A 24,987-nucleotide genomic window follows, 5' to 3' on the forward strand; every position below is an offset into this window, starting at 1 on the left:
ACCCTGTGTCAGTGCAGCCCGAACACCTTGCCCTGGCGCTGGAGGTCGTCGATGTAGGCGGCGGCCACGTGGGTGAAGTTGACGTTCACCGTCCGGCCCTCGGCGGTGTGGACGGCCTCCACGGAGCCGTGTTCGAGGTGCAGGTGCAGTTGTTTGCGCAGCTCGGACACGTCGTCGGGGCGCAGCGTGAAGACGAGCGGGTCGCCGCCGCTGACGAGGTGGAGGACGAGCGCGGGTTTCTGTTCGGCCATGTACTCAGACCAGCAGCTGAGGGTGGTGGCCGCAACGGAGTTCGCTGAGGGCGTGATCAGGTCCCTCCCGTTCGGGTGAACGTCCGGGTGGGTGACACCTGACTGCTACCGTGCCTGTGCGATACGTCGTTTTTCAGTGGGGGAGCTGGGAATGGTGCAGTCGTTCTCGTTGTCGTTGGCCGCCGTCGACATCCTGTTCGAGCAACTGAAGCTCGGGCACGCGCCGTTTCCGTTCGAGGTGCCGCACCTGGGCACCACGCACACCGAGCGCGCGCAGATCAGGGATGCGGTGTTCCGCGACCTCGAAGGTCGCGGATTGATGAGGCGCGGCAGGTTGGACGCCGACGCGGAAGCGGCGCTGACGACGTTCGCGCGGGGTCGGGTGGCGTTGACGGCGGCGGCGAAGTTGGACGGCGGCGAGAAGCTGTTCGCCCGGTCGGCCGGCGACGGGCAGTTCGCGGTACTCGCCAAGCGGGACGGCAACCTCATCGTGTTCACCATGATCCGCCCGGAGGGGCTCGTTCCCGAGATCGTCGATCTCATCCCGTCGGCTCGCCCCGCACCGGGTCAGTCGGTCACCCTGGTGAAGCCGGAGCCGAGAACACAGAACCCGCGGCGCGCGGAACCCGACTCGTACGACCCGTTCGCCGGCATGTCGGCGCCTGCTTCGCGGTCGTCGGTGCAGGAGCGAGCGGTGCAGCGGATGTTCGAGAAGCCGACGAAGCGGATGGGACAGTTCACGGCGTTCACCCAGGGCCGTAAGGGCGAACACCGGCACCTCTCCCCGGTGGTGTGGTTCGACACCGAGGACGGCCGCATCTTCAGCACCAGCCGCAAGGCGGAGGACGGTCAGACCTGGCTGACCTACGCGCCCGGGGACAACGCGCGCATCACGCAACAACTGACGGCGCAGATCCAGCCGTATCTGCAGTAGCCGGGGAGTAGGTAGGAGTACCTGTCCTTGCCGGAAGTGCTCAACCGCACGTTTGTGACCGGTAGACTGCGCGCGGCCGTAGTCGTGAAGCGGGGGTGACGTATGCCGATCAGCTGGGACGAGCCGGTGAAGGCCGGTGCCGTGGGTGGTGCCGTGGGGGGCGGCGCAGCGGCGGCGATGGGGGCCAGCCTCAACAGCAAGGCTGTCAATTCCATGGCATCCGAAGCCAAGGAGATGCTCAAGGCGGCGAAGTCCGGCGGCTTCCGGGTGAGCGAGGACGCGGCGCAGCCGATCCGGGACGTGCTGGAAAAGTTCCAGGACCGCGTCGACCGAATGAGGGCCGACATGAACGTTCTGGCAGCGAGACAGCCAACACTGGGAAATCACGATTACGGGCAGAAAGTGGCCCTGCACCATCAAGAGGCCGTCACTGTCAGGGCAGGATCTCCAGTGAAGGTTCTTGAGCAGTTGACTCAAGTTCTGGCAGACGCCGACCAAGCACTCAAGATTGCTATGGAGAAATACAAGGAAGCGGAAGGCGACGCTTCAAATCCGTTCAAGTCGGGTCAGGTCTAGCCATGTGCGCCATGCGACGCAGTGTTATCGTTGTCCCGCTGTTTGTGGGTCTGATGTTGGTTGGTTGTACTGCAACTGAACCGGGTTCAGCATCGTCTACCACGCGTAATGAAGGCGGTAGCACCGTTGCGGCTCCGCCAACATCGGGTAATCAGGACCACGAAAATCAGTCAATTAAGCAGGTGGACCCGTGCTCTCTTCTTGTGGAATCTGAACTCGATCGTTTCGGCGAGTTCGGTCAAGGGGAGTATCGGGAGTATGGTACTGGGCGCAACTGCAGATGGCAGGCCGATCGCGAGGGGGCGTCCGAGCAGGTGCCACTCGTGGACCTTATTGTCGAGGACAACGCTGGAATAGGCCTGCTTCCTGACCTCGGCGGGGGTCGGCAAACCGGAAGTGCTGGATCGGGTCGGAGCGTTGTGCGGACATCTAACGAGGATGGCTGCGTCGTGGCTATGGCGGTAGGTGAAAGTGCTCGTGTGGATGTCATCGTTTCGATGATCGAGCTCGACAACGCTTGCTCGATTGCCGAAGAGTTGGTCGACATCATCGACGAAAAGCTGCCTCTGGGTGAGTAGGGTGGAAGGATGAGCGGGAGAGCGCCAACGGCGGAAGAATTCGTAACATGGCCGCCTAGTCGTGTCCAGTCATATTTGATGTCGGGGCAAAAGCCCCCAATGCTTTCCGATGAGCAGAAGGCGCAGCTGCATCAGGATGCTCTGCCGCTCTATCTTGCCTCAACGGGAGACCCGCAATATTCTGGGTTGCTTGGTATGTTGCGCGTTGGTGCTGATGCCAACAGGTATCAGGATCAGCGTATTGAACAGTTGCAGTCTGGCGATCGAGAATACATAGACGGTATACCGCCGTCGGACAACAATTATCCGGCAATCGAGCACCAGAAGCTCAAGCAAGACGTCGACGTGATCCAGGCCGAGGGGATCGCTTCTTACAAGGATGGCTACGACGATCTGAAGCAGCTTTTCTTCGACTTGTCGAGCGAGCTGAATGAGGCTGTCGGCAAGTCGAAGCAGGGGTGGGAAGGCGGCGCGGCTGACAATGCCCACGGCTACTTCACGAGCCTAAGCACGTGGGCAGACGCCAACTCGGAGAATGCTGAACTCGCCTCCCGCATCATCTCGGAAGAGACAGACGCCGCTATCCGGGCGAGAGACAGCATGCCCGAGCCCATCCCGTTCAACCTGGAACAGGAGATGGACAGCTGGGGCTACAACCCGTTCACCTTCCACGAGCAGGTCGATCAGACCATCACGAAGATGGCGGAGAGCCGGGCCGCGCACGACGAGGCCGCGCGGGTCATGACCCAGTACGACAGCGACCTGTATCAAGCTGGTAACAAGCAGCCCGCGTTCGCCGAACCGCCGAAGTTCAACGGCGCCGGTGGGTCCGGTGACACCAGCGCCAGCGGGGTGATCCAGATCAACGACCCCGGCACGAGTGCGTCCGGGTTCGCGGGTGGTGTCGCCGGTTCTGCCGGGGGCGGAGTGCCTACGGGCGGTGGCTCGGTGAGCGTGCCTTCCGGTGGCGCACCGTCCGGTGGTGGTTCCTTCACACCGGTGGCGCCCGGTCCGTCCACCGGTGCCGCGATCAGGCCCGGCTCGACCCGGCCGTCGGGGTTGCAGCCGAACGGATGGCGTCCGTCGATACCTGGCGGGCGTAACAACAACGGCGGTCGCAACACGTTCGGACCGGGCGGTGGGCCCGGCATCGGGCCGATGCCGATGGGGCCGGCCGGTGGGTTCGGTCCCGGCGGCGGGGGCGGCGGCTACGGCGGCGGCCGGTTGTCGGCCGGTGGGTTCGGTCCTGGCGGGGGCGGCGCAGCCGGGCCCGGCGCCGGACCGGGCGCTGGGGCCGCGACCGGCGCGAAGCCGATGGGAGGCCCCGTCGCAGCGGGTCCCGGCGCGGCCGCGCCCGGTGCGGCAGGAGCCGCCCGCGGCGCCGGTATGGCGGGCGCGCCGATGGGGGCCGGTGGAGGCAAGGGCCAGGGTAGCGAGGACAGCGAGCACCAGCGTCCCACCTACCTGGTGGAAGCCGACCCCGACGAAGTCTTCGGCACCAGCCAGCGCACCGCGCCGCCCGTGATCGGCGCCTGACCGACACCGCTGACAGCGGACACGCCCTTCCGTGGCGTGTCCGCTGTTTCACGTCACCACCATCCGTCGGCCAAAGCCGAAAGGCCAACCTTGACGAACCGTCGGCGCAGCGTCAGGACGATCGCTTCGGTCGCCGCTGCCGGCATGCTGGTCACTGGGTGCTCGCTCTTCGACTCCAGCCGCGACGTCGACCCGTGTGAACTCCTGAGCCCCTCGGAGCTCTCGTCGTTCGGCGATTATGGGGAGCCGAAGCGGAAGAGCGAGGGGAACCGAACGAAGTGCACCTGGTACAACTCCACCACGGAGCCGCTGAAGACCACGGTGAAACCGCAGCTCAACATCCAGGTCGCTCACAAGGTGCGTTTCAGCGCCGTGCTGTCCCGCGCCGAGGAGGACGGGCGGCAGGGCAGGACCGCCGCGGGACGACCGTTCACGGAGAGGGAGCTCGACAACTCCTGCACGGTGACGATGCCTGTGTTCAAGGAACCTTCGACGAAGCAGACGGGCGTCGTCGATGTCACCGTGACGATGCCCGACCCGGAGGACAACTGCCCTACGGCCCGCAGGATGGCTGATCTCATCGCCCCGAAGCTGCACTGAGAGCCGCATCGAAAACCGACGGTTGCGTGGCCCACTCCTTTCGACCACGCCACCGTCGGACGTCTCTCAGTACCGGAAGAAGCGCTCCCTACGGCCTTGCCGCACGAGCCTGAGCCACTGGGCGAACGCCTTCGGGTCGCGCTTGACTCCCACGAAGTACAGGCCGAAGCGCAGCAGCTCCAGCGCCCCGATCTTGCGCATCCCCGGTTGCGACAGCAGATAGCCGCGGTTGCGGTAGGTGTAGTACCGCTTGACCTCGTTCTCCGGGTCCTGCGCGTGGAACCGGCCGCCGAGCATGGGCTTGAACTCGTCCGAACCGTTCGGGTGCAGGTACGCGGTGCGCAGCGAGGTGCCGAACGGAAGACCGGAGCGCACCAGCCTGCGGTGCATCTCCACCTCGTCACCCCGGACGAACAACCTCAGGTCCGGAACACCGGTCACTTCGAGCGTCGAGGCGCGGAACAGCGCACCGTTCATCAGCGACGCGATACCGGGCAGGAAGTCGGTGCCGAGTTCCGACGCCGACCGCTTCCACGTCAGGCCACGCCGCAGCGGGAAGGCGAGCTTTCCGGGTGCGTCGATGCTCGCCACCACCGGCGACACCTCGGCGAGGTTGCGCCGCTCCGCCTCCTCGAGCAGCACCTGGAGCACGTTCTCGTCGGCGGGCCTGCCGTCGTCGTCGGCGAGCCACACCCACTCCGCGCCCATCGCGAGCGCGTGCAGCATCCCCAGCGCGAATCCGCCCGCGCCGCCCAGGTTGTGGTGCGAGGGCAGGTACGTCGACGGCACGCCACAGTCGGCCACCACGTCCCGCGCGGGTCGGTCCGGCCCGTTGTCCACCACCACGAGGTGGTCCACGGGCCGGGTCTGGGCAGCGACGATCTTCAGCGACTCCGCGAGCAGGTCACGGCGGTGCCGGGTGACCACCACGGCCACCACCGCACCTTCCGGCAAGCGCTTCGCCTCCACGTCAGGCACCGCTCGTCGCCGAGGCCTGTTCGAGCCGGTCGAGGGTCTCCTGGCTGACGTTCTCGAACGGATCCCTGCCCTTGTAGGCGGTGAGGACCTCCCGCAGCGAGCCCTGCATCTTCATGTTTCCCTCGTCCATCCAGATGGCGGACGTGCACAGTTCCAGCAGCAGGTCGTCCTGGTGGGAAGCGAACACCAGCAGGCCCGACCGGTTCACGAGGTCGACGAGCCGGTCGCGGGCCTTGTTGAGGAACGCCGCGTCCACCGCGCCGATGCCCTCGTCGAGCAGCAGGATCTCCGGGTCGATGGAGGTCACCACGCCGAGCGCGAGCCGCACCCGCATGCCCGTGGAGTAGGTGCGCAGCGGCATCGACAGGTAGTCGCCGAGTTCGGTGAAGTCGGCGATGTCGTCGATCCGCTTTTCCATCTCCTTGCGGGACATGCCCAGGTACAGGCCACGGATCAGGATGTTCTCGTAGCCGGAGATCTCCTGGTCCATGCCGACACCCAGGTCGAACACGGGCGCCACGCGACCCCGCACGCGGGCCGAACCGCGGGTGGGTTCGTAGATGCCGGACAGCAGCCGCAGCAGCGTGGACTTGCCCGCGCCGTTGTGGCCGACGAGCGCCACGCGGTCACCGCTCTTCAACGACAGGTTGATGTCGTGCAGCGCCTCGATGATCGGCACCCGGCTCTCGGTGCCGATCTTGCCGCCGACCTTGCCGAGGACCCGCTTCTTCAGCGACCGCGTCTTGGCGTCGAAGATCGGGAAGTCGACGTAGGCGTTCCGAACGTCAATGCTGATCATGAATTGTCACACCCAATACGAGACGCGGGCACGGTAGTTGCGCATGACCACGAGAGCGAGTGCCCAGCCGACGACGGTGATGCCACCGACGATGGCGTAGTGGTGCCAGCTCACACTGTTCCCGATGAGCGGCGCCCGCACCACCTGGATGAAGTGATACAGCGGGTTCAGCTCGGCGACGTAGTCGCGCCAGTCGGCGGTGCCACCGAACTTGTCCTTCAGGATGTCGGTGGTCCACACGATCGGCGTCATGAAGAACAGCAGGTTGATCAGGCTGGAGACCACCTGCGGGATGTCGCGGAAGCGCGTGGAGGCGATGCCGAACAGCAGCACCACCCAGCCCGCGTTGATCGCCAGCAGCGCGAAGCCCGGGATGGCGAGCAGCGCGTCCCAGTTCAGGCCCGGATGCGACATGCCGCCTTCGGTCATCGTGTAGTTCGGCGCCGTGATGTCGTTCCAGAAGATGGCGACCACGATGAAGTAGATCACCATGTTGTGGACGAACATGATGCACTGGCGCCACACCGTGCGCAGCGCGTAGACCGACAACGGCGCGGGCAGGTGCTTGATGAGGCCTTCGTTGGCGATGAACGTGTCGGTGCCGTCGGTGAGGCAGCCGAGGATGAAGTTCCAGACGATGAAGCCCGTGGTGATGTAGGGCAGGAAGGTGCCGACGGAGGCGCCGAAGAGCTGTGAGTACAGCAGGCCGAGCCCCAGCGCGGTGATTCCCATGCTGATGGTGATCCATAGCGGACCGAGCACGGAACGCCGGTAGCGCTGCTTGATGTCCTGCCAGGCCAGGTGGCCCCAGAGCTCAGGCTGTTTGAAGCCGTTTCTGATGTCCGACAGCGCGCGGCCGAAGGTCCGGCTGTCCGAGGAGGGTGGTGCCGACGTCATCGATGTCGTCTCTGTGGGGTCGACGGTGCTTGTGGCGTGCACGGCATATGAGGGTACTTGCGTCCGCGGACGGCGATCGCGCGGTCTGCCCGAACACCGGACCAGACCGTTTCGGCGGCCGTTGTCGCAGGTGACGGGCTCGCCGTGGTGGCGTGAGGTCGGTGTGAAGGCAGCGAGCGGCTTCCAGGGCTCGCGCGGCGGTCGACACGTTGCGTCGATCCCGGGTGTACGTGGAGCACACGGGCGCGCGCCCTGATAACTTCCGCCGCATGACTTCTGGTGTCCTCACGTCGAGCCTGATGGTGAGCCTGCTTCAGGCGTACGCGGACCGCCCGGACCCACGGTCCGTGGCCGTCGTGGGGAACCAGCCGCTCGCTCCGGACGCCGAACGCGCCAAGGCCATCGACTCGTGTGACCTGGTGATCCGGGTGAACGGCTTCGTGTGCGACGAGCCGGGTGCGCCGCCGACCGTGGGGGCGAGGACCCACGTCGTCGTCTTCAACCGCGCACTGCGCGCGACGAAGTGGGTGTTCGCCGACTACCGCTCGAAGCTCTACCTGATGGTGGAGCCCGGCAGGCTGCACTGGGAACCGGAGGACATTCCGGGGTGGTGGCCCGCCGACCTGGGGTTCGTTCCGGTGTCGAACTGCGAGGTCACGCTGCCGTTGTCGGAAGCGATGGGCCTGCCCAGCCGTGAGGAGGCGGCCTGGGCGACGACGGGCACGATGGCGGCGTGGATCGCGCGGTCCTCGTTTCCCGACGCAGACCTCGTGCTGTCGGGTTTCTCCTTCGTGGACGACCCGAACCAGACGTCGTGGCAGCACGCCGCGGGCGACTCGTGCATCGTCGGCCCGGAACACCGCATCGCGCTGGAGGGCAGGCTCCTCCAGTCGTGGCTCGACGCGGGCTCGGCCCGGCTGCTCCGCTGACCGTCTTCGTGGACTCACCTCACGCACCTAAGGAACCGCTGAACATGACCTCGACGAACCCGCTCGCCATGCTCCGTGCCCGCCTCGGCGACAGACTCGCCCGCCTCGTGGACTTCCGTGTCGGAGAGCTCACGCGCGGCCGGTTGGACAGCCACGAGGAGCGGATCACCGAGCAGGAGCACTGCACGGTCGACCATCGCCGCCGCCTCGACGAGCTGGAGGCCGGGCTCGACCGGGTACGTGGTGACCTGTTGTGGACGACGGGTGAGGTGCAGCGGCTCGTCCCGCACGTCGCAGCGCAGGAGGCGCAGCTGGAGGACCTGCGCGAGCGGATCGCCCTGACCCCGTCGAGCGACGACAAGCAGGCGGTGGAGGCGCGCACGCTGATCGAGGAGATCCAGCGGCAGCACGCGCAGATCCGGGTGCGGTTGGCGGGGATCGCGCGCTACGAGGACCGGCTGCGGGTGCTGGAGGAGCGTACGGCCGAGAAGGCCGCCGAGGAGGCGGCAGAGAAGGCAGCCGAGAAGGCGAATGGCTGACGGCGTGCCGAGGGTCCGCCTCGCCTCGGAGTCGGACGCCGAGGCGTTGTTGCGCTGGCGCAACGATCCGGACACCCGGCGCTGGTCACGGAACACGGCCGAGGTCGCACTCGCCGATCACCTCGCCTGGTTGCGCGGGGTGCTGGCGTCGGAGGGCCGGCTGCTGCTGGTCGCGGAGAACGACGCGGCGGAACGGGTCGGCATGGTCCGGTTCGACCGGATCGACGCGGGGACGTGGGAGGTCAGCATCACGGTCGCCCCCGAGCACAGGGGTACGCGGCTCGCCCGCCCGCTGCTCGCCGAGGGTGAGCGGGAGCTCCGCCGTCGCCGGTCACCCGGTACCGTGCTGGCGACCGTGCACCGCGACAACACGGCGTCGGTGGCGTTGTTCCGCACGGCCGGGTACGCGCCGGACGGCACGGACGGTACGGACACCGGTTTCCTCCGGTTCGTCAAGGCAGTCTCGTCGGAAGGGCAGTGAATGACGTCGATCCGCATCGGCAGCCACGAGATCGGGCCCGACCACCCACCCTTCGTGATCGCCGAGGTGTCCGGCAACCACAACGGCAGTCTCGACCGGGCCCTGGCCATCGTGGACGCGGTCGCGGACGCCGGTGCGCAGGCCGTGAAGCTCCAGACCTACCGGCCCGACACGATCACCATCGACGTCGACACGCCCGCTTTCCGGCTGAGTGACGACCACGAACTGTGGAGCGGCGAGAACCTGTACCGCCTGTACGAGCGCGCGCACACGCCGTGGGAGTGGCACGAGAAGCTGTTCGCCCGCGCCCGTGAGCGTGGCCTGGAGGTGTTCTCCAGCCCGTTCGACCCCACGGCCGTGGAGTTGCTCGAATCGCTGGACGCGCCCGCGTACAAGATCGCGTCGTCGGAGATCGTGGACCTGCCGCTCATCGAGCTGTGCGCGCGGACGGGCAAGCCGTTGGTGATCTCCACCGGGATGGCGAGCGTGGGGGAGATCGACGCCGCCGTGCGTGCGGCGCGCGCGGCGGGCAACGACCGGATCCTGCTGCTGGGCTGCACCGCGTCGTACCCGGCGCCGCCGAGCGACAGCAACCTGCGCTCGCTGCCCGTGCTGACGCAGACCTTCGGCACTCCCGTCGGGCTGTCCGACCACACGATGGGTATCGGTGCTCCCGTGGCGGCCGTGGCGTTGGGCGCGTGCGCGGTCGAGAAGCACGTGACGCTCGCGCGCGACGACGGCGGCGTCGACTCGGCGTTCTCGCTGGAGCCCCACGAACTGGCCGCGCTCGTCACCGAGACCCGGCGTGCGTGGGAGGCACTCGGAACGGCGTCGATCGGGCCGAAGGCCAGCGAGCAGGAGGGGCTGCGCCTGCGCCGTTCGCTCTACGTGGTGGAGGACGTGAAGGCGGGCGAACCGGTGACCGAGCGCAACGTGCGCTCGATCCGGCCGGCCGGGGGACTTCCGCCCGCGGAGATCACCACCGTGTTGGGCCGCACGTTCCGTGCCGACGCGGCCAAGGGCACGCCGCTGACCTGGGATTTGCTTTAGTCGTCAGGCGCCGAAGAACGACCGTACGGCGTCGATCACGCGGTCGGCGTCGGAGTCGGTGAGGTCGGCGAACAGCGGCAGTGACAGCTCCTGGGAGTAGTACGCCTCGGCGTTCGGGCACAGTCCACGCCGGTAGCCGAGGTCCTCGAACACGGGGTGCCAGTACGCGGGGATGTAGTTCACCTGCACGCCGATGCCGTGGGCGCGCAGGTGGTCGAACAGCTCCCCGCGCCTGCCGTCGAGCACCCGCAGCGGGTAGAGGTGCCACATCGGGTCGGCCTCGGCCCGGCACACCGGGGTCAGCACGTCCGCCACGTCCTTCAGCCCGGCGTCGTACCGGGCGTGCAGTTCGGCCCTGCGCTGCTTGAAGGCCGCCAGGCGGCGCAGTTGGCTGGAGCCGAGCGCGCACAGCACGTCGGGTAGCCGGTAGTTCAGCCCGAAGGCGTGGACCTCCTGGTGCCACGCGCCCTCGTCCGGGTACCGCTGGCGGTCGCGGTCGCGCACGAGGCCGTGGTTGCGGAACGCGCGGGCGCGCTCCACCAGCTCGGGCACGGGGCTGACCACCGCACCGCCCTCGGCGGTGGTGAGGTTCTTCGTGGCGAAGAACGAGAACGTGGTGAGGTCGGCGATCGACCCGACGGGCCTGCCCCGCCAACTGCCGCCGATGGAGTGGGCCGCGTCCTCCAGCAGCAGCGCGCCCGCCGAGTCGGCCACGTCGCGCAGGGCGTCGAGTTCGGCGGGATGCCCGGCGTAGTCGACGGCCGCGAGCACCTTCGTGCGTTCGGTGACCGCGGCTCGCGCGGCGGCCGGGTCGAGGTTGCCGGTGTCGGCTTCGGTGTCGGCGAACACGACCTTCGCGCCGTGCAGAGCGGCCGTGGCGGCCGTGGCCACGAACGTCAGGGGGCTGGTCACCACCTCGTCGCCGGGGCCGACGCCCGCGGCGGCGTAGGCCACGTGCAGGGCGGCGGTGCCCGAGGTGACGGCCACGGCGGGCGTGCCACCGGTGTGTTCGGCGAGGTCGGACTCGAACCGGGTCACGGCGGGCCCGGTGGTCAGCCAGTCGCCGCGCAGTACCTCGGTGACGGCGGCGATGTCGGATTCACTGACCGACTGGCGTCCGTAGGGCAGGAAGTCACTCATGCTCGGCGATCAGCTTCTTGATGTCGTCGGTGGACAGCCACAGGTCGTTGGTGTCGGACCGGTAGGAGAAGCCGTCCGGCACCGGCACGCCGTCCTCGGGCGGCTCGTAGCCCCAACCCGCGATGTGGGGCTGCACGACGTAGCGGTCGCCGAGCCGCACGGTGCGGCGCGAGTCGTCGGGCGCGATCATCTCCTCGTGCAGCTTCTCGCCGGGGCGGATGCCGACCTCGTGCATGGGGCTGCCGGGTGCGATGGCCTGGGCGAGGTCCACGAGCCGCATGCTCGGGATGCGCGGCACGTAGAGCTCACCGCCGCGCATGAGGTCGAAGGAGTCGACCACGAACTTCACGGCCTGCGGCAACGTGATCCAGAACCGCGTCATGTCCTTGTGCGTGATCGGAAGTGACTCGCCCCGCTCGGCCAGCGACCGGAAGAACGGGATCACGCTTCCCCGAGAGGCCATCACGTTGCCGTACCGCACGACGGCGAACCGGGCCGGGTGCGTGGCGGCGTAGTGGTTCGCACTGATGAACATGCGGTCGGCGCACAGCTTCGTGGCGCCGTAGAGGTTGATGGGGCTCGACGCCTTGTCGGTGGACAGCGCGACGACCTTCTTCACACCGGTGTCGATGGCCGCCTCGATGACGTTCTGCGAGCCCATCACGTTGGTCTGGACGAACTCGAACGGGTTGTACTCGCCGGTGTCGACCTGCTTCAACGCGGCGGCGTGCACGACGTAGTCGACGCCGTGCATGGCGCGTTCCAGCCTGCGCCGGTCGCGGACGTCGCCGATGAACCACCGCAGCCTCGGGTCGTTCCCGAACTGCTGTTTCACCTCGTACTGCTTGAGTTCGTCACGCGAGAGCACCACGAGCCTGCGCGGGTTCAGTTCGGCGAGCGCGTAGTCGATGAACGCCTTCCCGAACGAGCCCGTTCCTCCGGTGAGCAGAATGCTGGACCCGTCGAGCTCGGCCATCCCTACCTCCGCGGTGATGCGTTGTTGCCGACCGACATCATGTCATTCATGTCGTCATCGCCGACCGTGAACGTCGTGATTCAGGCTCGGGCGTCCTCGACCCGGTTGCCGGGCAAGGTGCTGCGTCCGCTGGGGGAGCGGTCCGTGCTGGGCTGGGTGGTGCGCGCGGCCCGGCGGACGCGCGGTGTGGACACGGTGGTGGTGGCCACCTCGGACGCACCCGACGACGACGCCGTGGCCGAGGAGGCGCTCCGCCAGGGCGCGCGGGTCGTTCGCGGTCCCCTCGACGACGTGCTCGCGCGGTTTCTCGTGGCGTGTGAGGAGTATCCGGCCGACGCCGTGGTGCGGCTGACCGCCGACTGCCCGCTGCACGACCCGGCGTTGCTGACGCAGGTGGTGGCGCTGTGGCGGGCCCAGCCCGAGCTGGACTACGTGAGCACCACGCTGGTGCGGACGCTGCCGCGAGGGTTCGACGCCGAACTCGTGCGGGTGCCCGTGCTGGCCGAGCAGGCGCGGCGGCCGGAGGGCCCGCACCGGGAGCACGTCACCTACGGCGTGGCGAACGACGCCGAGACCTACGCCTGTTCCGGTGTGGTGACGGCGCCGCGTGCCGACGACCTGCGCGTCACGCTCGACACCGAGGACGACTGGGCGTTGCTCGAAGCGCTCGTGCGAGAGCTGTCGCGCAGGCACGGCGAAGGTCCGTTCGCGTGGCGCGACGTGGTGGCGGTACTCCGGGAACGCGCGGATCTCGTGGCCCTGAACGCCCACGTCGAACAGAAGGAGGTCGCGTGATGACGCGGCTACTGCTGCGGGCCGACGCGTCGCCGACGATCGGTGTCGGGCACGTGTCGAGGATGGTGGCGTTCGCCGAGCAGGCACGGACCCGCGGCTGGCCGGTGACGTTCTCGGGCACGTTGACCGGCGCCGACTGGTTCGCCGCGCGACTGAAGGATCTCGGGGTCGACGTCGTGCCCCCGACCGAGGTGGACGACGAGCGGGCCCTCCCCGCGCTGGCGCGAGCGGTGGCGGCCGACGTGGTGCTGGTGGACCACTACGGCATCGGTGAGCAGCGCGCCGCCGTGAACGCCGCGGGCGCGGTGCTGGTGTCGCTGGAGAGCCGGACGTTCGGGCGCAGGCAGGCCGACGTCGTGGTGGAGTCGGAACTCCACGACCTTCCCCGGCCCGACGACGGCTCTCCCGTGGTGCTTCGGGGGCCGCGCTACGCGCCGTTGCGTGAGCAGGTGTTGCGGGCGAGACGGCAGCGGGCCGGATCGCGCGAACACCCCGGAGCACCCCGGGTCGTGGTGGTGCTCGGCGGTGGTGCGGTGTGGCGTGAGGAGGTGACGCGCGTGCTGCGCGCGTTGCGCGACACCGGCCTGGCCTTCGACGCCGACGTCGTTGCCCACGGCGACCCCGACGTTCCCGAACCTGCGCCGGGTCAGCGGTTCACCGTGTCCACACCGGACACCCACCTGCCGGAGCGGCTGGCCGGGGCCGACCTCGTGGTGAGCGCGGCGGGGGTGACCCTGCTCGAAGCGTGCTGCATCGGTGTGCCCACCGCGCTGGTGCTGTTGGTGGACAACCAGGAGGCGGGCTACCACGCGGCCGTCCAGAAGCGGCTCGCCGTAGGACTGGGGTGGGCCCGGGGCGACTCCGCGCTCGACGGCGCCTCGGCGGCACTGGCGGGCCTGCTCGGCGATCCCGACGGGCGGCGGCGGATGGCGTCCGAGGCCGCCGCCGCTGTGGACGGTCTCGGGGCGGCGCGAGTGCTCGACGCCGCGGTGAGGGTGACGACATGATCGAGCCCGAGGCGCCACGCGCGAGCCTTCGGGCCATAGTCGGGAAGGCCGCCCTCTTCCTCGGCCTCGTCGCGGTGTTCGGCGTGGGCACGTGGGCGGCGATCGAGTTCACGGTGGACGACGCCTACATCACCTTCCGGTACAGCGAGAACCTCGCCGACGGGCACGGGCCGGTGTGGAACGTCGGTGCCGATCCGGTGGAGGGGTTCACGAACTTCGGCTGGATGCTGCTGTTCTCGCTGTTCGCCGCGCTCGACTGGCACCTCGACGCCGTGGCGAAGGTGGTGTCGGCTGTGATCGGTGTGGTGACGGCGGGCATGCTGGTGCGCCACGGGTACCGGTTCGGCTCCTGGCCCGCCGCGGTGGTCGCGGCCACGGCGTTCGTGGTGTTCCTGCCGACGTACTTCCACGTGGCCGCCGGGTTGGAGACCATGGCGTTCGCCGCCGTGGTGCTGCGGGCGAGCGTGGTCGGCCTCGACGCGGTGGAGAAGCGGCGCGTGCGGGTGTGGGAGCCTCCGCTGCTCGTGGTGGTCGCCGGGATGCTGCGGCCGGAGGGCGTGCTCGTGGCCGCGATTCCGCTGGCGTTGTGGCTGTGGCAGCAGCGTCGTGATCGCGCCGCGTGGTTCTGGACCGGCCTGGCCGCGGCCGTGGGCCTCGGCTACTTCGGGTGGCGCTGGTCCTTCTACGGGCACCCGTTGCCGAACACGTTCTACGTGAAGTTCGGCGACGTCGACGCGGGGCTGCGCTGGATCGAGGACACAGCCGTGGTGATGGGCCCGCTGGTGTCGCTCACGGGGGTGTTGCTCGTGCCCCGCGCGACGCGCAGGTGGGGGGCGCTGCTGCTCGCCGTCGTCGCGGCCACGTACGTCACGTACGCGCTCTCGGGCCCGACCATGGACTACCTGCACCGGTTCGCCTACCACGCGTTTCCGGTGATCTGCCTGGGCGCGGGGCTCGGCGTGAGCGTGATCGCCAGGAGGATCGGCGGCAACGCGGTCATCCAGCGCACGCTCGCGGCGGCGACCGGGGTGCTCGCGGTCGGCTGGATCGGGTTGTGGGGCGTGCTGTCCGACCAGCTGCCCCTGATCGCCAACTACGGTGTCGACCTCCAGCGCGCCCACGTGGCCATCGGCAAGGCGCTCGCGGAGTCGGACGTCGACGAACGGCACCGCAGCGTCGCCGTCCACGACGCGGGCGCCATCCCCTACTTCAGCGGCTGGGAGACCGTCGACTACATCGGGCTCAACGACGAGGCGATCGCGCACGGCGCCGACCCGACGGCGGTCGTGCGGCAGGCCCGACCGACGATGATCGTCGTGCGCGCGTACGGGCCCTACGTGCCTCAGAACGCCTACGGGCTCCGGGTCGTGGAGGCGACCGCGGGCTACGAGTACGTGGGCAGGGTGCAGATGCGCGACGGGTACTGGTTGAACCTGTTCGTGCTGCCGGAATGGGCCGACCCGGTGGCCACCGCCGTGGAACGCCATGCCACCTACGCGCAGGCGACCTACGACCCCGGACGTTACGAGCTGACCATCGACCGCTGGGTCGATCGGCTCGCCACCCGCCTCGGCGGCGGCTGAGGGGGGTGGCGAGACGAGGAAGGCCGCCCCGTGCCGGGCGGCCTTCTCGCTGTTCGGAGGTACTCGCAGGTACTCAGAGGTACTGGCCGGTGCTGCCGAGGCCGTGGCCGTGCTGCTGGTCGCCGCCGTGTGTGCCCTGCGGGAGGCCGCGGCGCATCTGTTCGAGCTGCACCCGCGCGGCCATCTGCTGCGCGAACAGGGCCGTCTGGATGCCGTGGAACAGGCCTTCGAGCCACCCCACGAGCTGGGCCTGAGCGACCCTCAACTCGGCGTCCGACGGGATGCGCTCGGCGGTGAACGGCGCGACGAGCCGTTCCAGCTCCTCCTGGAGTTCCGGCGCCAGTGCCTGCTCCAGCTCCTTGACCGAGGTGGCGTGGATCTCGCGGAGCCGGTTGCGGCTGGCGTCGTCGAGCGGGGCGGCCCTGACCTCCTCGAGCAGTTGCTTGATCATGGTGCCGATCCGCATGACCTTGGCGGGTTCCTCGACCATGTCACCGACCGACTCCCCCTTGTCGTGGTCGGGGTCGATGCGCGCGGCTCCCACCGGCGATCCGTCGGGCCCGACCACCACGACGTGCTGCGACCCGTCCGGCTGGTTCATGTCTGTTGGTTTCGGCTCCGTCATGGGCTCCATCCTGGTTCTTGCGCGACGCCTCGCTCTGCTTTCAAGGGTAGTGGGGTCCCGGTGTACCGTGACCCGCCGAGGCCAACCCCGAACGCGCTGCGAAATTACTGGTCCGTACGGTGTCGGCATGGCGTTCGACGTCGCTCGGATACGTGGGTTGTTCCCCGCCTTGGGTGACGGCTGGATCCACTTCGACGGTTCGGCCGGCATGTTGGTGCCCGAACAGGTCGCGTCGGCGGTGTCGACGGCGATGCGGGCGCCGGTGTCGGGGCCCGGCGGGGTTTTCCCGGCGTCCCAGCGCGCGGAGAGCATCGTCGGAGCCGCGCGGCGTGCCGTCGCCGACCTCGCGGGCGCGGAACCCGACGCCGTCGTGCTGGGCCCGAACTCGACCGTGTTGCTCGACCGGCTGGTGGACGCACTGTCGGACACCTGGACGCTCGGCGACGAAGTGGTGGTCTCACGGCTCGACGAGCAGGCCAACATCGCACCCTGGGTGCGGGCGATGAAGCGCGTCGGCGGGAAGGTCCGTTGGGGCGAGATCGACATCGAAACGTGCGAGCTGCCCGCCTGGCAGTACGAGGAGCTGGTCGGTCCGCGCACGAAGGTCGTGTCGGTGACTTCCGCGTCCGGGTCGGTGGGCACCCGGCCCGACGTCGCGACCGTGGTGGAGATCGCGAAGAAGGCCGGAGCTCTCGTGGTGGTCGACGCCACCTACGCGGCGCCGTTCGTGCCCACCGACATCGCGGCACTCGGTGCCGACGTCGTCGTGCTGTCGGCGCAGGCGTGGGGCGGGCCCTCCGTGGGTGCGTTGGTCTTCCGGGACCGGCAACTGCTCGACAGCATCCCGGCGGTGGCACTCGACCCGTCGGCCACCGGACCCGAACGGCTGGAACTCGGCCCGCACGCGTACCCGCTGCTGGCCGGGGTCGTGGCGTCGGTCGACTACCTCGCCGGCCTCGACGACGCCGCCGCGGGTTCCCGGCGGGAACGCCTGCTCACGTCGCTGGGCTCGGCGAAGTCGTACCACGCGGGGCTGCTCGCGCAGCTTTCGACGGAGCTGCGTTCCCTGCCGCACGTCATGGTGATCGGCGACGCCACACGGCGCATTCCCGTCGTCGCGTTCACGGTGGCCGATCGCAAGGCCACCGACGTGGTGCGGCATCTGGCGGAGAGGAACGTCTGCGCGTTCGCCGACGAGGGCACCACGGGAGTGTTCGCCGCCCTCGGGGTCGGCGAGGTCGGCGGAGCCGTGCGGATCGGCCTCGCCCACTACTCGAACGTGTTCGAGATCAACCAGCTCGTGCGCGTGCTGGAGGAACTGGCTCGGAGTTCCTGACGTGTCCCCTGCCGCCGCTTCCCGAGCGAACGCCAGAGGGGCAGGAGCTCTCAACGCGCGGTGAGCAGGACCTTCCCGAAGACCCCGCCTTCGTCAAGCGCCCGGTGCGCGTCGCCCGCGCGGGAGAGCGGGAACACCTGGTCGATCACCGGCTGAACGCTGCCCTGCTCCACCAGCGGCCACAGGTGTTCGCGCACCTGCGCCACGATCGCGGCCTTCTCGTCGAGGGGCCGGGCACGCAGGGTGGTGGCGGTGACGCTCGCCCGCTTGCCGAGCAGCTTGCCGAGGTTCAGCTCACCCTTGCGGCCGCCCTGCGTGCCGATGACCACGAGTCTGCCGCCGGTGGTCAGGGTGTCGACGTTGCGGTCGAGGTAGGCCGCGCCCATGTTGTCGAGGACGACGTCGGCGCCGCCGAACTCGGCCTTCACGACCTCCACGAAGTCCTGCTCGCGGTAGTTGATCGCGAGGTCCGCGCCGAGTTGCCTGCACCGCTCGGCCCGCTCGTCGGAGCCCACGGTGACGACGACGGTGGCGCCCAGCGCCTTGCCGACCTGGATCGCGTGGGTGCCGATACCGCCCGCGCCGCCGTGCACCAGCAGTGTCTCCCCCTCGGCCAGCCGCGCGATCATGACGACGTTCGACCACACCGTGCAGGCCACCTCGGGTAGTGCCGCCGCCGCGACGAGCTCCACCTCTCCGGGGACGGGCAGGAGCTGACCTGCGGGGACCGCGACCCGCTCCGCGTAGCCGCCGCCCGCGAGCAGCGCGCACACGTGGTCGCCCACCCGCCAGCCCTCGACCCCCTCGCCCACCTCGGCGATGGTGCCCGAGCATTCGAGACCGAGGATGTCGCTGGCGCCGGGGGGCGGCGGGTATTTGCCCTGTCGCTGCAGGAGGTCGGCCCGGTTCACGGCGCTCGCCACGACCTCGACGACCACCTCGCCGGGGCCCGCGCTCGGGTCGTCGACCTCCGTCCACGTGAGATTGCCGGGACCACCCGGTTCGCTGAGCATGATCGCGCGCATGCGTCGACTGTAGGTCACCGTACGGGCGCCGGCTGAACACGTTCCTACCAATGATGCTTGATTTCTCGGACGGAACGAACAAAAGTGATCCGTCACCTGTGACGAAGGGGAATTTCACATGTCATCTCTGCGAGCGAGGTTGAGACCTGCCGTCGCTGTCGCGGCGTGCGCGAGCCTTGCGTTCGTCGGTGCGGGTACGGCTGTCGCCGAACCGATGGCCAATCCCAAGCTGCCCGACCGGCTGACCAAGCAGGTCGACATCAAGAAGATGAACCGGCACCTCATCGCGCTGCAGCGGATCGCCGAAACCCACAACGGCAACCGCGCGGCCAGCACGGAGGGGTACGACGCCTCAGCCGAGTACATCGCCACCAAGCTGGAGCGGGCCGGATTCGACGTCACGCGCCAGGAGTTTCCGTTCCACTACTCGGAGACGCTGGCCGAGAAGCTCGTCGCCGACGGCACCGAGATCCCCGTGACGATCATGAGCTACAGCCCGTCCACTGAGGAGGGTGGAGTCACGGCACCGCTCGCGGCGATCACCCCGGACGACACCCCGGGCTGCGAGGCGTCGGACTACGGTGACGTGACCGGCAGCATCGCGCTGGTGCAGCGTGGCTCGTGCTCGTTCGCGGAGAAGAGCCTCGCAGCGGCCGAGGCGGGAGCGGTGGCCGTCCTCGTCTACAACAACGCGGAAGGGCCGGTGAACGGCACTCTCGGCGAGGTGAACGACGGCTACGTGCCCGCCGGTGGCATCACCCGGGCCGACGGCGAGGCGCTCGCCGCGCTCGACGGCAAGGACATCACGTTGGAGTTGCGCGCCCTGATGGAGGAGCGCACCACCTACAACGTGATCGCCGAGACGCAGACCGGCCGCAAGGACAACGTGGTCATGGCGGGGGCGCACCTCGACAGTGCCACGGAGGGCCCCGGCATCAACGACAACGGCACCGGCTCGGTGGCTCTGCTGGAGACCGCGCTGTCGATGGGGTCGAAGCCGGAGGTCAACAACGCGGTGCGGTTCGCGTGGTGGGGCGCCGAGGAGTTCGGTCTCGTCGGCTCGACGCACTACGTCAACTCGCTGAGCTTCGAGCAGCAGCTCGACATCGCGCTGTACCTCAACTTCGACATGATCGGCTCGCCGAACGCCGGCTACTTCGTGTACGACGGTGACGACTCCGCGGGTGAGGGTTCGGGCCCCGGCCCGTACGGCTCGGCCCAGATCGAGCGGGCGTTCGTCGACTACCTCGAAGGTGAGATCGGCGTCGCGACCGGGGAGAAGGACTTCGACGGTCGCTCCGACTACGGCGAGTTCATCGCGGTCGGCATCCCGGCGGGTGGCCTGTTCACCGGTGCCGAGGGCATCAAGACCGAGGAGGAGGCCGCGCAGTGGGGCGGTACGGCCGGTGAGGCGTACGACTCCTGCTACCACCAGGCCTGCGACGACCTCGGCAACGTCGACCGGGTCGCGCTCGACCGCAACGCCGACGCGATGGCGTACGTGACCGGCAAGTACGCGCTGAGCACAGAGGACGTCAACGGGGTCGGGCCCGCGAGCCCGAAGAACAAGGCCAAGCTCGCGAAGCAGCGTGCAGGCCAGGCCGTGGCGGCCACCACCGCCGCGCACGCTCACGCGGTGACCGCCTGATCCACGGGCGGGCGCACACGGAAAGGCCCGGGCGCGGGGAGGCACGTCGCTGCCGTCCGCGCCCGGGCTGCTTACCGAGGTTTTCGTGCGAACGCGGTTGCACCGTGTCGCGGGACCGGCATCCGACGCCCGAAACGCCAGCGGCGGAGCCGAACGCGGAATGCCGCGAAGACAAGTCCTTCTCGGCCCCGGAACTGCCCTTCGTCACGACCGGCCGGATCTAGCCACCTCGATCGTGGGGATACAGTTTCCGCTGTCCTGCAGCGGGACGGTCAACCGCGTGGAACTAGCTGCCACCACATCACCTGACCTTTCCCGGTGGGCGCATCGAACCGGGCTCCGGGCGGAAGCTCCGTCGTTCGGATGCGACCCGCTCGTTGTCGACTGAGTGCCCGGCCCGTGGCACGTTCACACGCGATTTCGTCCGGTTTGTCAGGGAATCGATGCCCGGACGGATATCCTGCTGACCAGCTGGACCCGGGTGTCTACCCTGCGTGTTCATGAGCGAGGAACCCCGCGAGGTGCGCTGGTTGACCGACACGGAGATGCTGGTGTGGCGCTCGTACATCGTGTCGACGCTGATGCTGCGGCAGCGGCTGCACAGGGAGCTCGCCGAGCGGCAGGACGTGTCGCTCATCGACTACGAGGTGCTGGTGTGCCTGGCGGATGCCGACGGCGGCGCCATGCGCATGACCGAACTCGCGACGATGCTCGGGTCCACGAAGAGCAGGCTGTCCCACCAGATCGCCCGCATGGAGTCCGCGGGCCTCGTGCGCAGGATTCGTCAGGCCGGCGACCGCAGAGGCGTCGCTGCGGAGCTGACCGAGCAGGGCGCGGAGTTGCTGCGGCGCTCGGCACCGACCCACGTGAACGGGGTGCGCGCCCACTTCGTGAACCTGCTGACCGAACAGGAGCAACAGGTCATGGGTCGCGCGTTCTCGCGGATCCTCGCACACCTGTCGGAGTCGGGAGACTGAGACGTTAGGCTAGGCGCGCAGGGAAGCGTGGCAGAGCGGCCGAATGCACTCGCCTTGAAAGCGAGCGACCCGCGAGGGTCCGGGGGTTCAAATCCCTCCGCTTCCGCAGCCGTGACCAGGGCGAACGCCGGTCGGTCCGGATCGCTCCGGCTGGTCGGTGGTCGCCCTGGCCTCGTTTTCCGGTCTCGTTCGCGTTCGGTTCGGGGGACGGCATCCGCCGTGGGTGTCAGGCGCTCCGCGGATGCGGCACCGAGGCATCGGCTCGGCAGCGGGCCACCTCCTCCAGGTACTCCGTCATGGCGTCACGGTTGCGGATCAGCAACTCGATGCGTTCGGAGAGTTTGTCGCGTTCGGCGGTGAGCATCGCCAGCATCTCGGGGGTGGCATCCGGGAAATGGATGGACCGGGGCTTGTCCAGACACGGAAGGATCTGCTTGATCATCCGGGTCGGTAACCCGACAGCCAGCAGTCCCTGGATCTGCTTGACGCGATCGACATAGCGGGCGTCGTAGTCGCGGTACCCGTTCGGCGACCGGTCAGGAACGATCAAACCCTGCTCCTCGTAGTAGCGCAGCAGCCTTCGTGAGACCCCGGTCAGCCGTGACAGTTCACCGATCCTCATGGCCTGATGATAAGTACGACACACCGACTTGACCTTCACATCCATGTGAGGGTTTCACGATCCGCGCATGACATCGACCTCGACGCTTCCACGCGCCGACGCGACGCTCCCGTGGGCCGCGTTGCTTGCTCTCGGCACCGCCGTGTTCATCACCAGCCTGACCGAGACCATCCCCGCCGGGGTGCTTCCTCACATGGCGTCCAGCCTGGACATCACCGCGGGTGAGGCCGGGCAGTCAGTCACCGCCTACGCGGCGGGGACGGCCTTGACGGCCATCCCCTTGGTCACCGCCACCGCACACTGGGCACGCAAACCCCTTCTGCTGGGGGCGCTGCTGGTGTTCACCGTCGCCAACACCCTGACCGCGGTCACGCCGAACTACCCCGTGCTGTTGGTCTCCAGGGTGTTGGCCGGTGTCGCAGCCGGGCTGGCCTGGGCGCTACTGGCCGGATATGCGCGACGTATCGCGCCCGAGGGTCTGGAAGGCCGCGCCATCGCCGTCACGATGGTCGGTATCCCTCTCGCGCTGTCACTGGGGGTTCCTGCGGGAACGTTGATCGGACAGCAGATCGGTTGGCGTGTCACCTTCGGGGCGATCACCGGGCTCACCGTCATCGTGATGCTGTGGACCGTGATCAGCGTTCCCTCTGTCCCCGCCGCGTCGGGTACCCAGCGCGGTCGAGTCACCGCCCGCACAGCGCTGAGCGTTCCAGGAATGGCGGCGATCATGGCGGTGGTCGTCACCTTCGTCCTGGGCCACACCGTCATCTACGCCTACGTCGCGCCCTACCTCGAGCACGCCGAACTCGGGTCCTCGACAGACCTCGTCCTGTTGGTCTTCGGCGCTGTCTGCCTGGTCAGCATCTGGTACACGGGGCGCCACATCGACACGGCACTACGGCATCTCACGATCACGGCCGCTGTCCTGTTCACCGTGGCCGTGGCCGCGTTCTCCGTCACCACGGCCACGGCCGTCGTCTGGGCGGCCGCGGTCCTCTGGGGACTCGGCTGGGGCGGCGTTCCCACGTTGCTTCAAACAGCAGCGGGCCAACTAGGAGGGAAACACAGTCCCGCCACCGCCGACGCAGCCCAGGCGATCCTCGTGACTCTGTGGAACGCCGCCATGGCCGCCGGAGGCGTCATCGGGGGAATCCTGCTGCAAGGCATCGACATCACGGCGGTGCCGATCACCGCAGCCGCGCTCGGACTGCTGAGCCTCGTCGTCGTCCTCGTGGCGCGACGGGGATTCCCCTCCGACCACGGGGATGCCGCGTGACACTCGCTCGCCGTTCCGGTGCAGCCGCCGGCCGCACCGGACGTGTCACGGAGTCGCGCGCGGGAGCGCGAGCCAGTCCTGCCACGTGATGTCGCGACCCAGGTACCTGGGTCGCTGGAAGGGCCAGTCGGCGGCGATCCACTGCGGCACGAACGCGTCGAGCGCGCGCTCCACCTCGCCGCCGGCGAGGTCGTCCACCACCCACCAGGAGATCTCGCCGTCCGAGCCGGTGCGTTCGGGTGGGTCGATGTAGACACAGCCGAAGAGCGCCGTCTCCTCCTGGTCCAGCAGCGCGTAGTTGAACGACTGGTGCGCGGCTATCTCCTTCTCGTGCCGCAGCAGGTCGATTCGGTCCTCCTCATAGGTCATCGTCTCCCCGGGCCAGGCCCAGGCCGGGCCGAAGATCTCCCACAAGCGCTCCCTGGAGCCCATCACGGCGGGGTAGTCGAGTGCGGTGTCCGCCTCCCGGATCGGCCGCAGGCGAAGCGAGGTGCCGGGCACGGGCACGGAGACGGGGTGGACGAAGTCGTCAGGCAGCCAGCTCATAGGAGAGCGAGGCTACAGACGGACGACCGGTTGGCCCACCGAAATGCGAGGTGGGCGGGAAGAGCCCCCGCCCACCTCGCAACGGTTGGCCGTCACCGGTCGCGTTCTAGTGGACCAGCTTGAGTCCGACCACGCCTCCGACGATCATGGCCAGGAACAGCACCTTCAGCGCCGAGGCCGGTTCCTCCCCGGTGGCCATCGAGTACACGACGGTGAGCACCGCACCGATTCCCACCCAGACGGCGTAGGACGTGCCGACGGGCAGCTCCCGCATCGCGTAGGCGAGCCCTGCCATGCTCGCGGCCAGGCCGGCGAAGAACACCACCGACGGACCGAGCCGGCTGAAGCCCTCGGATTTGCCCAACGCGATGGCCCACACGGCCTCCAGCACACCGGAGAGCACCAGGACGAGCCAGGACATGACAGCCTCCCGCGGGCCGTCTTGTCGCACACCGGGTACGGCGCCCCTCGTCCGGGAACCCGCCTGATCGGGCTCTGATTCCACGCTCGCACACGCTTCGGCGGGGCGGCAACCCCTTCGTTTCCGCTGGGGTGGACGGCCGATGAGTCCTGCCTCGCTCATGCGGCGGGGAGGCTGGTCTCGCCGGTCACCGTAAGACGCGCTGTCAGGAAGTGCGTCACCACATCGAACCGGTCCGGAGCGTGCGGTCAGTCGCCGTCGGCGGAGAACACGCCGAGAGCTCGGGCCAGGACACCGCGAATGTGCTCGGGGTCCGGTTCGATGCACTCCAGCAGGATCGCCGCGCAGAGACCATCGGCGGCGACGACCAGCGCCTCGACGTGCATCGGGTCCGACGTGTACCGGTGGGCGATACCGGTGACCGCGTCACGCCAGTAGCGGGCCTTGGGGCGCAGTGCGGGGCGCCGGGCGGCGAGCGTGGACAGTTCGCGCTCCGCCACGGCGCGTCGGCGACCACTGCTGCCTGTACTGGCGATGAGCTCGGCGAACCCGGTGAGCGGGTCGGCGCTCTCGGCGATCTTTCGTAGTTGTGCCACGTACTCGTCGGCCACGGCGGAGAGCGCGGCCACGAGCAGTTCTTCCAAGCTGGCGAAGTAGTACGTGAGCAGGCCGGGGGGCACCCCGGCTTCGCGGGCGACGCTTCGGTGGGTGACACCGTCCGCGCCGTCGCGTTCGACGACACGAAGAGTGGCGTCGATGATCTCGGCCTTGCGTCGTTCACCCCGGGCACGCCTGCCGTCGGTGCCCGGGGGTCTCGTCCGATCCGCCGCACGCCGACCCACGCCAACACCATAACGGTAGC

28 protein-coding genes, 1 tRNA gene and 1 riboswitch are annotated in these 24,987 nt (G+C 68.7%); of the genes, 17 read left to right on the plus strand and 12 right to left on the minus strand.

The features are described 5' to 3' along the window. Positions 1-8 precede the first annotated feature (8 nt). Positions 9-251 carry a hypothetical protein gene (locus SACCYDRAFT_RS00895; RefSeq protein WP_005452727.1) on the minus strand — a complete coding sequence of 81 codons (243 nt, stop codon included), beginning with the start codon at positions 249-251 and terminating at the stop codon, positions 9-11. 151 nt (positions 252-402) lie between these two features. Here SACCYDRAFT_RS00895 and SACCYDRAFT_RS00900 point away from each other — a divergent pair, with 151 nt between their 5' ends. The 5 genes from SACCYDRAFT_RS00900 to SACCYDRAFT_RS00915 all read left to right on the plus strand — a co-directional run bounded on the left by SACCYDRAFT_RS00900 (position 403) and on the right by SACCYDRAFT_RS00915 (position 4,475). Then, a complete protein-coding gene (locus SACCYDRAFT_RS00900; RefSeq protein WP_005452729.1) occupies positions 403-1,185 on the plus strand; it encodes an ESX secretion-associated protein EspG in 783 nt (260 codons plus the stop codon). 102 nt (positions 1,186-1,287) lie between these two features. Beyond that, positions 1,288-1,761 (plus strand): hypothetical protein, encoded by a 474-nt coding sequence (locus tag SACCYDRAFT_RS00905; RefSeq protein WP_005452731.1) that lies wholly within the window; start codon positions 1,288-1,290, stop codon positions 1,759-1,761. Positions 1,762-1,772: 11 nt separating this feature from the next. Beyond that, a complete protein-coding gene (locus SACCYDRAFT_RS25580; RefSeq protein WP_157606454.1) occupies positions 1,773-2,339 on the plus strand; it encodes a DUF3558 family protein in 567 nt (188 codons plus the stop codon). Between the two features lie 99 nt (positions 2,340-2,438). Next, on the plus strand, positions 2,439-3,875 hold the full coding sequence (locus SACCYDRAFT_RS26710; RefSeq protein ID WP_005452734.1) for a hypothetical protein: 1,437 nt from the start codon (positions 2,439-2,441) through the stop codon (positions 3,873-3,875). Positions 3,876-4,019: 144 nt separating this feature from the next. Beyond that, positions 4,020-4,475 (plus strand): DUF3558 family protein, encoded by a 456-nt coding sequence (locus tag SACCYDRAFT_RS00915; RefSeq protein ID WP_005452736.1) that lies wholly within the window; start codon positions 4,020-4,022, stop codon positions 4,473-4,475. 66 nt (positions 4,476-4,541) lie between these two features. Here the strand turns inward: SACCYDRAFT_RS00915 and glfT1 are convergent, their stop codons facing one another. Genes glfT1 through wzm form a run of 3 tightly spaced genes read right to left on the minus strand, consistent with a single transcriptional unit; the run spans position 4,542 to position 7,149 of the window. Then, on the minus strand, positions 4,542-5,453 hold the full coding sequence (glfT1, locus tag SACCYDRAFT_RS00920) for a galactofuranosyltransferase GlfT1 (protein ID WP_043536026.1): 912 nt from the start codon (positions 5,451-5,453) through the stop codon (positions 4,542-4,544). Next, positions 5,446-6,252 (minus strand): galactan export ABC transporter ATP-binding subunit Wzt/RfbE, encoded by an 807-nt coding sequence (gene wzt, locus SACCYDRAFT_RS00925; RefSeq protein WP_005452738.1) that lies wholly within the window; start codon positions 6,250-6,252, stop codon positions 5,446-5,448. Before wzt ends, glfT1 begins: the two co-directional genes overlap by 8 nt. Before the next feature lie 6 nt (positions 6,253-6,258). Next, complete coding sequence (gene wzm, locus SACCYDRAFT_RS00930; RefSeq protein WP_005452739.1) at positions 6,259-7,149, minus strand: galactan export ABC transporter permease subunit Wzm/RfbD; 891 nt, start codon at positions 7,147-7,149, stop codon at positions 6,259-6,261. Positions 7,150-7,448: 299 nt separating this feature from the next. Between wzm and SACCYDRAFT_RS00935 the strand changes: the two genes are divergently transcribed. The 4 genes from SACCYDRAFT_RS00935 to pseI are packed head-to-tail and all read left to right on the plus strand — an operon-like array spanning position 7,449 to position 10,148. Next, a complete protein-coding gene (locus SACCYDRAFT_RS00935) occupies positions 7,449-8,078 on the plus strand; it encodes a hypothetical protein (RefSeq protein WP_005452740.1) in 630 nt (209 codons plus the stop codon). A 44-nt stretch (positions 8,079-8,122) separates the two neighbouring features. After that, positions 8,123-8,617, plus strand: coding sequence for a hypothetical protein (locus SACCYDRAFT_RS00940; RefSeq protein ID WP_005452741.1), 495 nt, complete (start codon positions 8,123-8,125; stop codon positions 8,615-8,617). Beyond that, positions 8,610-9,098 carry a GNAT family N-acetyltransferase gene (locus SACCYDRAFT_RS00945; RefSeq protein WP_005452744.1) on the plus strand — a complete coding sequence of 163 codons (489 nt, stop codon included), beginning with the start codon at positions 8,610-8,612 and terminating at the stop codon, positions 9,096-9,098. Before SACCYDRAFT_RS00940 ends, SACCYDRAFT_RS00945 begins: the two co-directional genes overlap by 8 nt. Beyond that, positions 9,099-10,148 (plus strand): pseudaminic acid synthase, encoded by a 1,050-nt coding sequence (gene pseI, locus SACCYDRAFT_RS00950; protein WP_005452746.1) that lies wholly within the window; start codon positions 9,099-9,101, stop codon positions 10,146-10,148. Positions 10,149-10,151: 3 nt separating this feature from the next. On the opposite strand, the gene SACCYDRAFT_RS00955 is transcribed toward pseI, so the two are convergent. Both SACCYDRAFT_RS00955 and pseB read right to left on the minus strand, forming a co-directional pair. After that, the gene (locus tag SACCYDRAFT_RS00955) at positions 10,152-11,288 is read right to left on the minus strand and encodes a DegT/DnrJ/EryC1/StrS family aminotransferase (protein WP_005452747.1); all 1,137 of its coding nucleotides are present in this window, start codon (positions 11,286-11,288) and stop codon (positions 10,152-10,154) included. Further along, positions 11,281-12,264 (minus strand): UDP-N-acetylglucosamine 4,6-dehydratase (inverting), encoded by a 984-nt coding sequence (pseB, locus tag SACCYDRAFT_RS00960; RefSeq protein WP_005452749.1) that lies wholly within the window; start codon positions 12,262-12,264, stop codon positions 11,281-11,283. Before pseB ends, SACCYDRAFT_RS00955 begins: the two co-directional genes overlap by 8 nt. A gap of 39 nt (positions 12,265-12,303) precedes the next feature. Between pseB and SACCYDRAFT_RS00965 the strand changes: the two genes are divergently transcribed. From SACCYDRAFT_RS00965 to SACCYDRAFT_RS00975, 3 genes are read left to right on the plus strand one after another with little or no spacing between them, the layout of a single operon-like run. Further along, a complete protein-coding gene (locus SACCYDRAFT_RS00965; protein ID WP_005452751.1) occupies positions 12,304-13,059 on the plus strand; it encodes a cytidylyltransferase domain-containing protein in 756 nt (251 codons plus the stop codon). Further along, the gene (locus SACCYDRAFT_RS00970; protein ID WP_005452752.1) at positions 13,059-14,066 is read left to right on the plus strand and encodes a hypothetical protein; all 1,008 of its coding nucleotides are present in this window, start codon (positions 13,059-13,061) and stop codon (positions 14,064-14,066) included. Before SACCYDRAFT_RS00965 ends, SACCYDRAFT_RS00970 begins: the two co-directional genes overlap by 1 nt. Continuing rightward, entirely contained in the window at positions 14,063-15,649 is a 1,587-nt protein-coding gene (locus SACCYDRAFT_RS00975) for a hypothetical protein (RefSeq protein WP_005452754.1), read from the plus strand. The genes SACCYDRAFT_RS00970 and SACCYDRAFT_RS00975 overlap by 4 nt, the downstream gene beginning before the upstream one ends. A gap of 73 nt (positions 15,650-15,722) precedes the next feature. Here SACCYDRAFT_RS00975 and SACCYDRAFT_RS00980 read toward each other — a convergent pair whose 3' ends face one another. Further along, entirely contained in the window at positions 15,723-16,274 is a 552-nt protein-coding gene (locus SACCYDRAFT_RS00980; protein WP_005452756.1) for a bacterial proteasome activator family protein, read from the minus strand. A 127-nt stretch (positions 16,275-16,401) separates the two neighbouring features. Here SACCYDRAFT_RS00980 and SACCYDRAFT_RS00985 point away from each other — a divergent pair, with 127 nt between their 5' ends. Further along, positions 16,402-17,610 (plus strand): cysteine desulfurase-like protein, encoded by a 1,209-nt coding sequence (locus SACCYDRAFT_RS00985; RefSeq protein ID WP_005452758.1) that lies wholly within the window; start codon positions 16,402-16,404, stop codon positions 17,608-17,610. Positions 17,611-17,660: 50 nt separating this feature from the next. Here the strand turns inward: SACCYDRAFT_RS00985 and SACCYDRAFT_RS00990 are convergent, their stop codons facing one another. After that, positions 17,661-18,635, minus strand: coding sequence for an NAD(P)H-quinone oxidoreductase (locus SACCYDRAFT_RS00990; RefSeq protein ID WP_005452760.1), 975 nt, complete (start codon positions 18,633-18,635; stop codon positions 17,661-17,663). A gap of 118 nt (positions 18,636-18,753) precedes the next feature. Here SACCYDRAFT_RS00990 and SACCYDRAFT_RS00995 point away from each other — a divergent pair, with 118 nt between their 5' ends. The 3 genes from SACCYDRAFT_RS00995 (at position 18,754) to SACCYDRAFT_RS01005 (ending at position 21,366) form a co-directional block, all read left to right on the plus strand. After that, on the plus strand, positions 18,754-20,283 hold the full coding sequence (locus SACCYDRAFT_RS00995; RefSeq protein WP_005452762.1) for a M28 family metallopeptidase: 1,530 nt from the start codon (positions 18,754-18,756) through the stop codon (positions 20,281-20,283). A gap of 500 nt (positions 20,284-20,783) precedes the next feature. Further along, on the plus strand, positions 20,784-21,260 hold the full coding sequence (locus SACCYDRAFT_RS01000; RefSeq protein ID WP_005452764.1) for a MarR family winged helix-turn-helix transcriptional regulator: 477 nt from the start codon (positions 20,784-20,786) through the stop codon (positions 21,258-21,260). Between the two features lie 21 nt (positions 21,261-21,281). Next, positions 21,282-21,366 (plus strand) — tRNA-Ser (locus SACCYDRAFT_RS01005). Positions 21,367-21,486: 120 nt separating this feature from the next. Here SACCYDRAFT_RS01005 and SACCYDRAFT_RS01010 read toward each other — a convergent pair. Next, positions 21,487-21,882 carry a MerR family transcriptional regulator gene (locus SACCYDRAFT_RS01010; protein WP_043536031.1) on the minus strand — a complete coding sequence of 132 codons (396 nt, stop codon included), beginning with the start codon at positions 21,880-21,882 and terminating at the stop codon, positions 21,487-21,489. A gap of 67 nt (positions 21,883-21,949) precedes the next feature. On the opposite strand from SACCYDRAFT_RS01010, the gene SACCYDRAFT_RS01015 reads away from it, so the two are divergent. Beyond that, positions 21,950-23,158, plus strand: coding sequence for an MFS transporter (locus SACCYDRAFT_RS01015; protein WP_005452767.1), 1,209 nt, complete (start codon positions 21,950-21,952; stop codon positions 23,156-23,158). 45 nt (positions 23,159-23,203) lie between these two features. Here the strand turns inward: SACCYDRAFT_RS01015 and SACCYDRAFT_RS01020 are convergent, their stop codons facing one another. From SACCYDRAFT_RS01020 to SACCYDRAFT_RS01030, 3 genes are all read right to left on the minus strand, one after another. Then, the gene (locus SACCYDRAFT_RS01020) at positions 23,204-23,704 is read right to left on the minus strand and encodes a GNAT family N-acetyltransferase (protein WP_005452769.1); all 501 of its coding nucleotides are present in this window, start codon (positions 23,702-23,704) and stop codon (positions 23,204-23,206) included. A 106-nt stretch (positions 23,705-23,810) separates the two neighbouring features. After that, the gene (locus tag SACCYDRAFT_RS01025) at positions 23,811-24,125 is read right to left on the minus strand and encodes a DMT family transporter (protein ID WP_005452771.1); all 315 of its coding nucleotides are present in this window, start codon (positions 24,123-24,125) and stop codon (positions 23,811-23,813) included. Positions 24,126-24,135: 10 nt separating this feature from the next. Then, positions 24,136-24,203, minus strand: a riboswitch (guanidine-III (ykkC-III) riboswitch). A gap of 170 nt (positions 24,204-24,373) precedes the next feature. Next, the gene (locus SACCYDRAFT_RS01030; protein ID WP_005452773.1) at positions 24,374-24,967 is read right to left on the minus strand and encodes a TetR/AcrR family transcriptional regulator; all 594 of its coding nucleotides are present in this window, start codon (positions 24,965-24,967) and stop codon (positions 24,374-24,376) included. Positions 24,968-24,987: the final 20 nt, after the last annotated feature.

This window comes from Saccharomonospora cyanea NA-134 (genome assembly GCF_000244975.1).
Classification (GTDB): domain Bacteria; phylum Actinomycetota; class Actinomycetes; order Mycobacteriales; family Pseudonocardiaceae; genus Saccharomonospora; species Saccharomonospora cyanea.

Bases quoted from the DNA above. Each gene is read 5' to 3' on its own strand.
- SACCYDRAFT_RS00895 (WP_005452727.1), bottom strand. From the start codon at position 251: ATGGCCGAACAGAAACCCGCGCTCGTCCTCCACCTCGTCAGCGGCGGC.
- SACCYDRAFT_RS00900 (WP_005452729.1), top strand. From the start codon at position 403: ATGGTGCAGTCGTTCTCGTTGTCGTTGGCCGCCGTCGACATCCTGTTC.
- SACCYDRAFT_RS00905 (WP_005452731.1), top strand. From the start codon at position 1,288: ATGCCGATCAGCTGGGACGAGCCGGTGAAGGCCGGTGCCGTGGGTGGT.
- SACCYDRAFT_RS25580 (WP_157606454.1), top strand. From the start codon at position 1,773: ATGCGACGCAGTGTTATCGTTGTCCCGCTGTTTGTGGGTCTGATGTTG.
- SACCYDRAFT_RS26710 (WP_005452734.1), top strand. From the start codon at position 2,439: ATGCTTTCCGATGAGCAGAAGGCGCAGCTGCATCAGGATGCTCTGCCG.
- SACCYDRAFT_RS00915 (WP_005452736.1), top strand. From the start codon at position 4,020: ATGCTGGTCACTGGGTGCTCGCTCTTCGACTCCAGCCGCGACGTCGAC.
- wzt (WP_005452738.1), bottom strand. From the start codon at position 6,252: ATGATCAGCATTGACGTTCGGAACGCCTACGTCGACTTCCCGATCTTC.
- wzm (WP_005452739.1), bottom strand. From the start codon at position 7,149: ATGACGTCGGCACCACCCTCCTCGGACAGCCGGACCTTCGGCCGCGCG.
- SACCYDRAFT_RS00935 (WP_005452740.1), top strand. From the start codon at position 7,449: ATGGTGAGCCTGCTTCAGGCGTACGCGGACCGCCCGGACCCACGGTCC.
- SACCYDRAFT_RS00940 (WP_005452741.1), top strand. From the start codon at position 8,123: ATGACCTCGACGAACCCGCTCGCCATGCTCCGTGCCCGCCTCGGCGAC.
- SACCYDRAFT_RS00945 (WP_005452744.1), top strand. From the start codon at position 8,610: ATGGCTGACGGCGTGCCGAGGGTCCGCCTCGCCTCGGAGTCGGACGCC.
- pseI (WP_005452746.1), top strand. From the start codon at position 9,099: ATGACGTCGATCCGCATCGGCAGCCACGAGATCGGGCCCGACCACCCA.
- SACCYDRAFT_RS00955 (WP_005452747.1), bottom strand. From the start codon at position 11,288: ATGAGTGACTTCCTGCCCTACGGACGCCAGTCGGTCAGTGAATCCGAC.
- pseB (WP_005452749.1), bottom strand. From the start codon at position 12,264: ATGGCCGAGCTCGACGGGTCCAGCATTCTGCTCACCGGAGGAACGGGC.
- SACCYDRAFT_RS00965 (WP_005452751.1), top strand. From the start codon at position 12,304: ATGTCATTCATGTCGTCATCGCCGACCGTGAACGTCGTGATTCAGGCT.
- SACCYDRAFT_RS00970 (WP_005452752.1), top strand. From the start codon at position 13,059: ATGACGCGGCTACTGCTGCGGGCCGACGCGTCGCCGACGATCGGTGTC.
- SACCYDRAFT_RS00975 (WP_005452754.1), top strand. From the start codon at position 14,063: ATGATCGAGCCCGAGGCGCCACGCGCGAGCCTTCGGGCCATAGTCGGG.
- SACCYDRAFT_RS00980 (WP_005452756.1), bottom strand. From the start codon at position 16,274: ATGACGGAGCCGAAACCAACAGACATGAACCAGCCGGACGGGTCGCAG.
- SACCYDRAFT_RS00985 (WP_005452758.1), top strand. From the start codon at position 16,402: ATGGCGTTCGACGTCGCTCGGATACGTGGGTTGTTCCCCGCCTTGGGT.
- SACCYDRAFT_RS00990 (WP_005452760.1), bottom strand. From the start codon at position 18,635: ATGCGCGCGATCATGCTCAGCGAACCGGGTGGTCCCGGCAATCTCACG.
- SACCYDRAFT_RS00995 (WP_005452762.1), top strand. From the start codon at position 18,754: ATGTCATCTCTGCGAGCGAGGTTGAGACCTGCCGTCGCTGTCGCGGCG.
- SACCYDRAFT_RS01000 (WP_005452764.1), top strand. From the start codon at position 20,784: ATGAGCGAGGAACCCCGCGAGGTGCGCTGGTTGACCGACACGGAGATG.
- SACCYDRAFT_RS01010 (WP_043536031.1), bottom strand. From the start codon at position 21,882: ATGAGGATCGGTGAACTGTCACGGCTGACCGGGGTCTCACGAAGGCTG.
- SACCYDRAFT_RS01015 (WP_005452767.1), top strand. From the start codon at position 21,950: ATGACATCGACCTCGACGCTTCCACGCGCCGACGCGACGCTCCCGTGG.
- SACCYDRAFT_RS01020 (WP_005452769.1), bottom strand. From the start codon at position 23,704: ATGAGCTGGCTGCCTGACGACTTCGTCCACCCCGTCTCCGTGCCCGTG.
- SACCYDRAFT_RS01025 (WP_005452771.1), bottom strand. From the start codon at position 24,125: ATGTCCTGGCTCGTCCTGGTGCTCTCCGGTGTGCTGGAGGCCGTGTGG.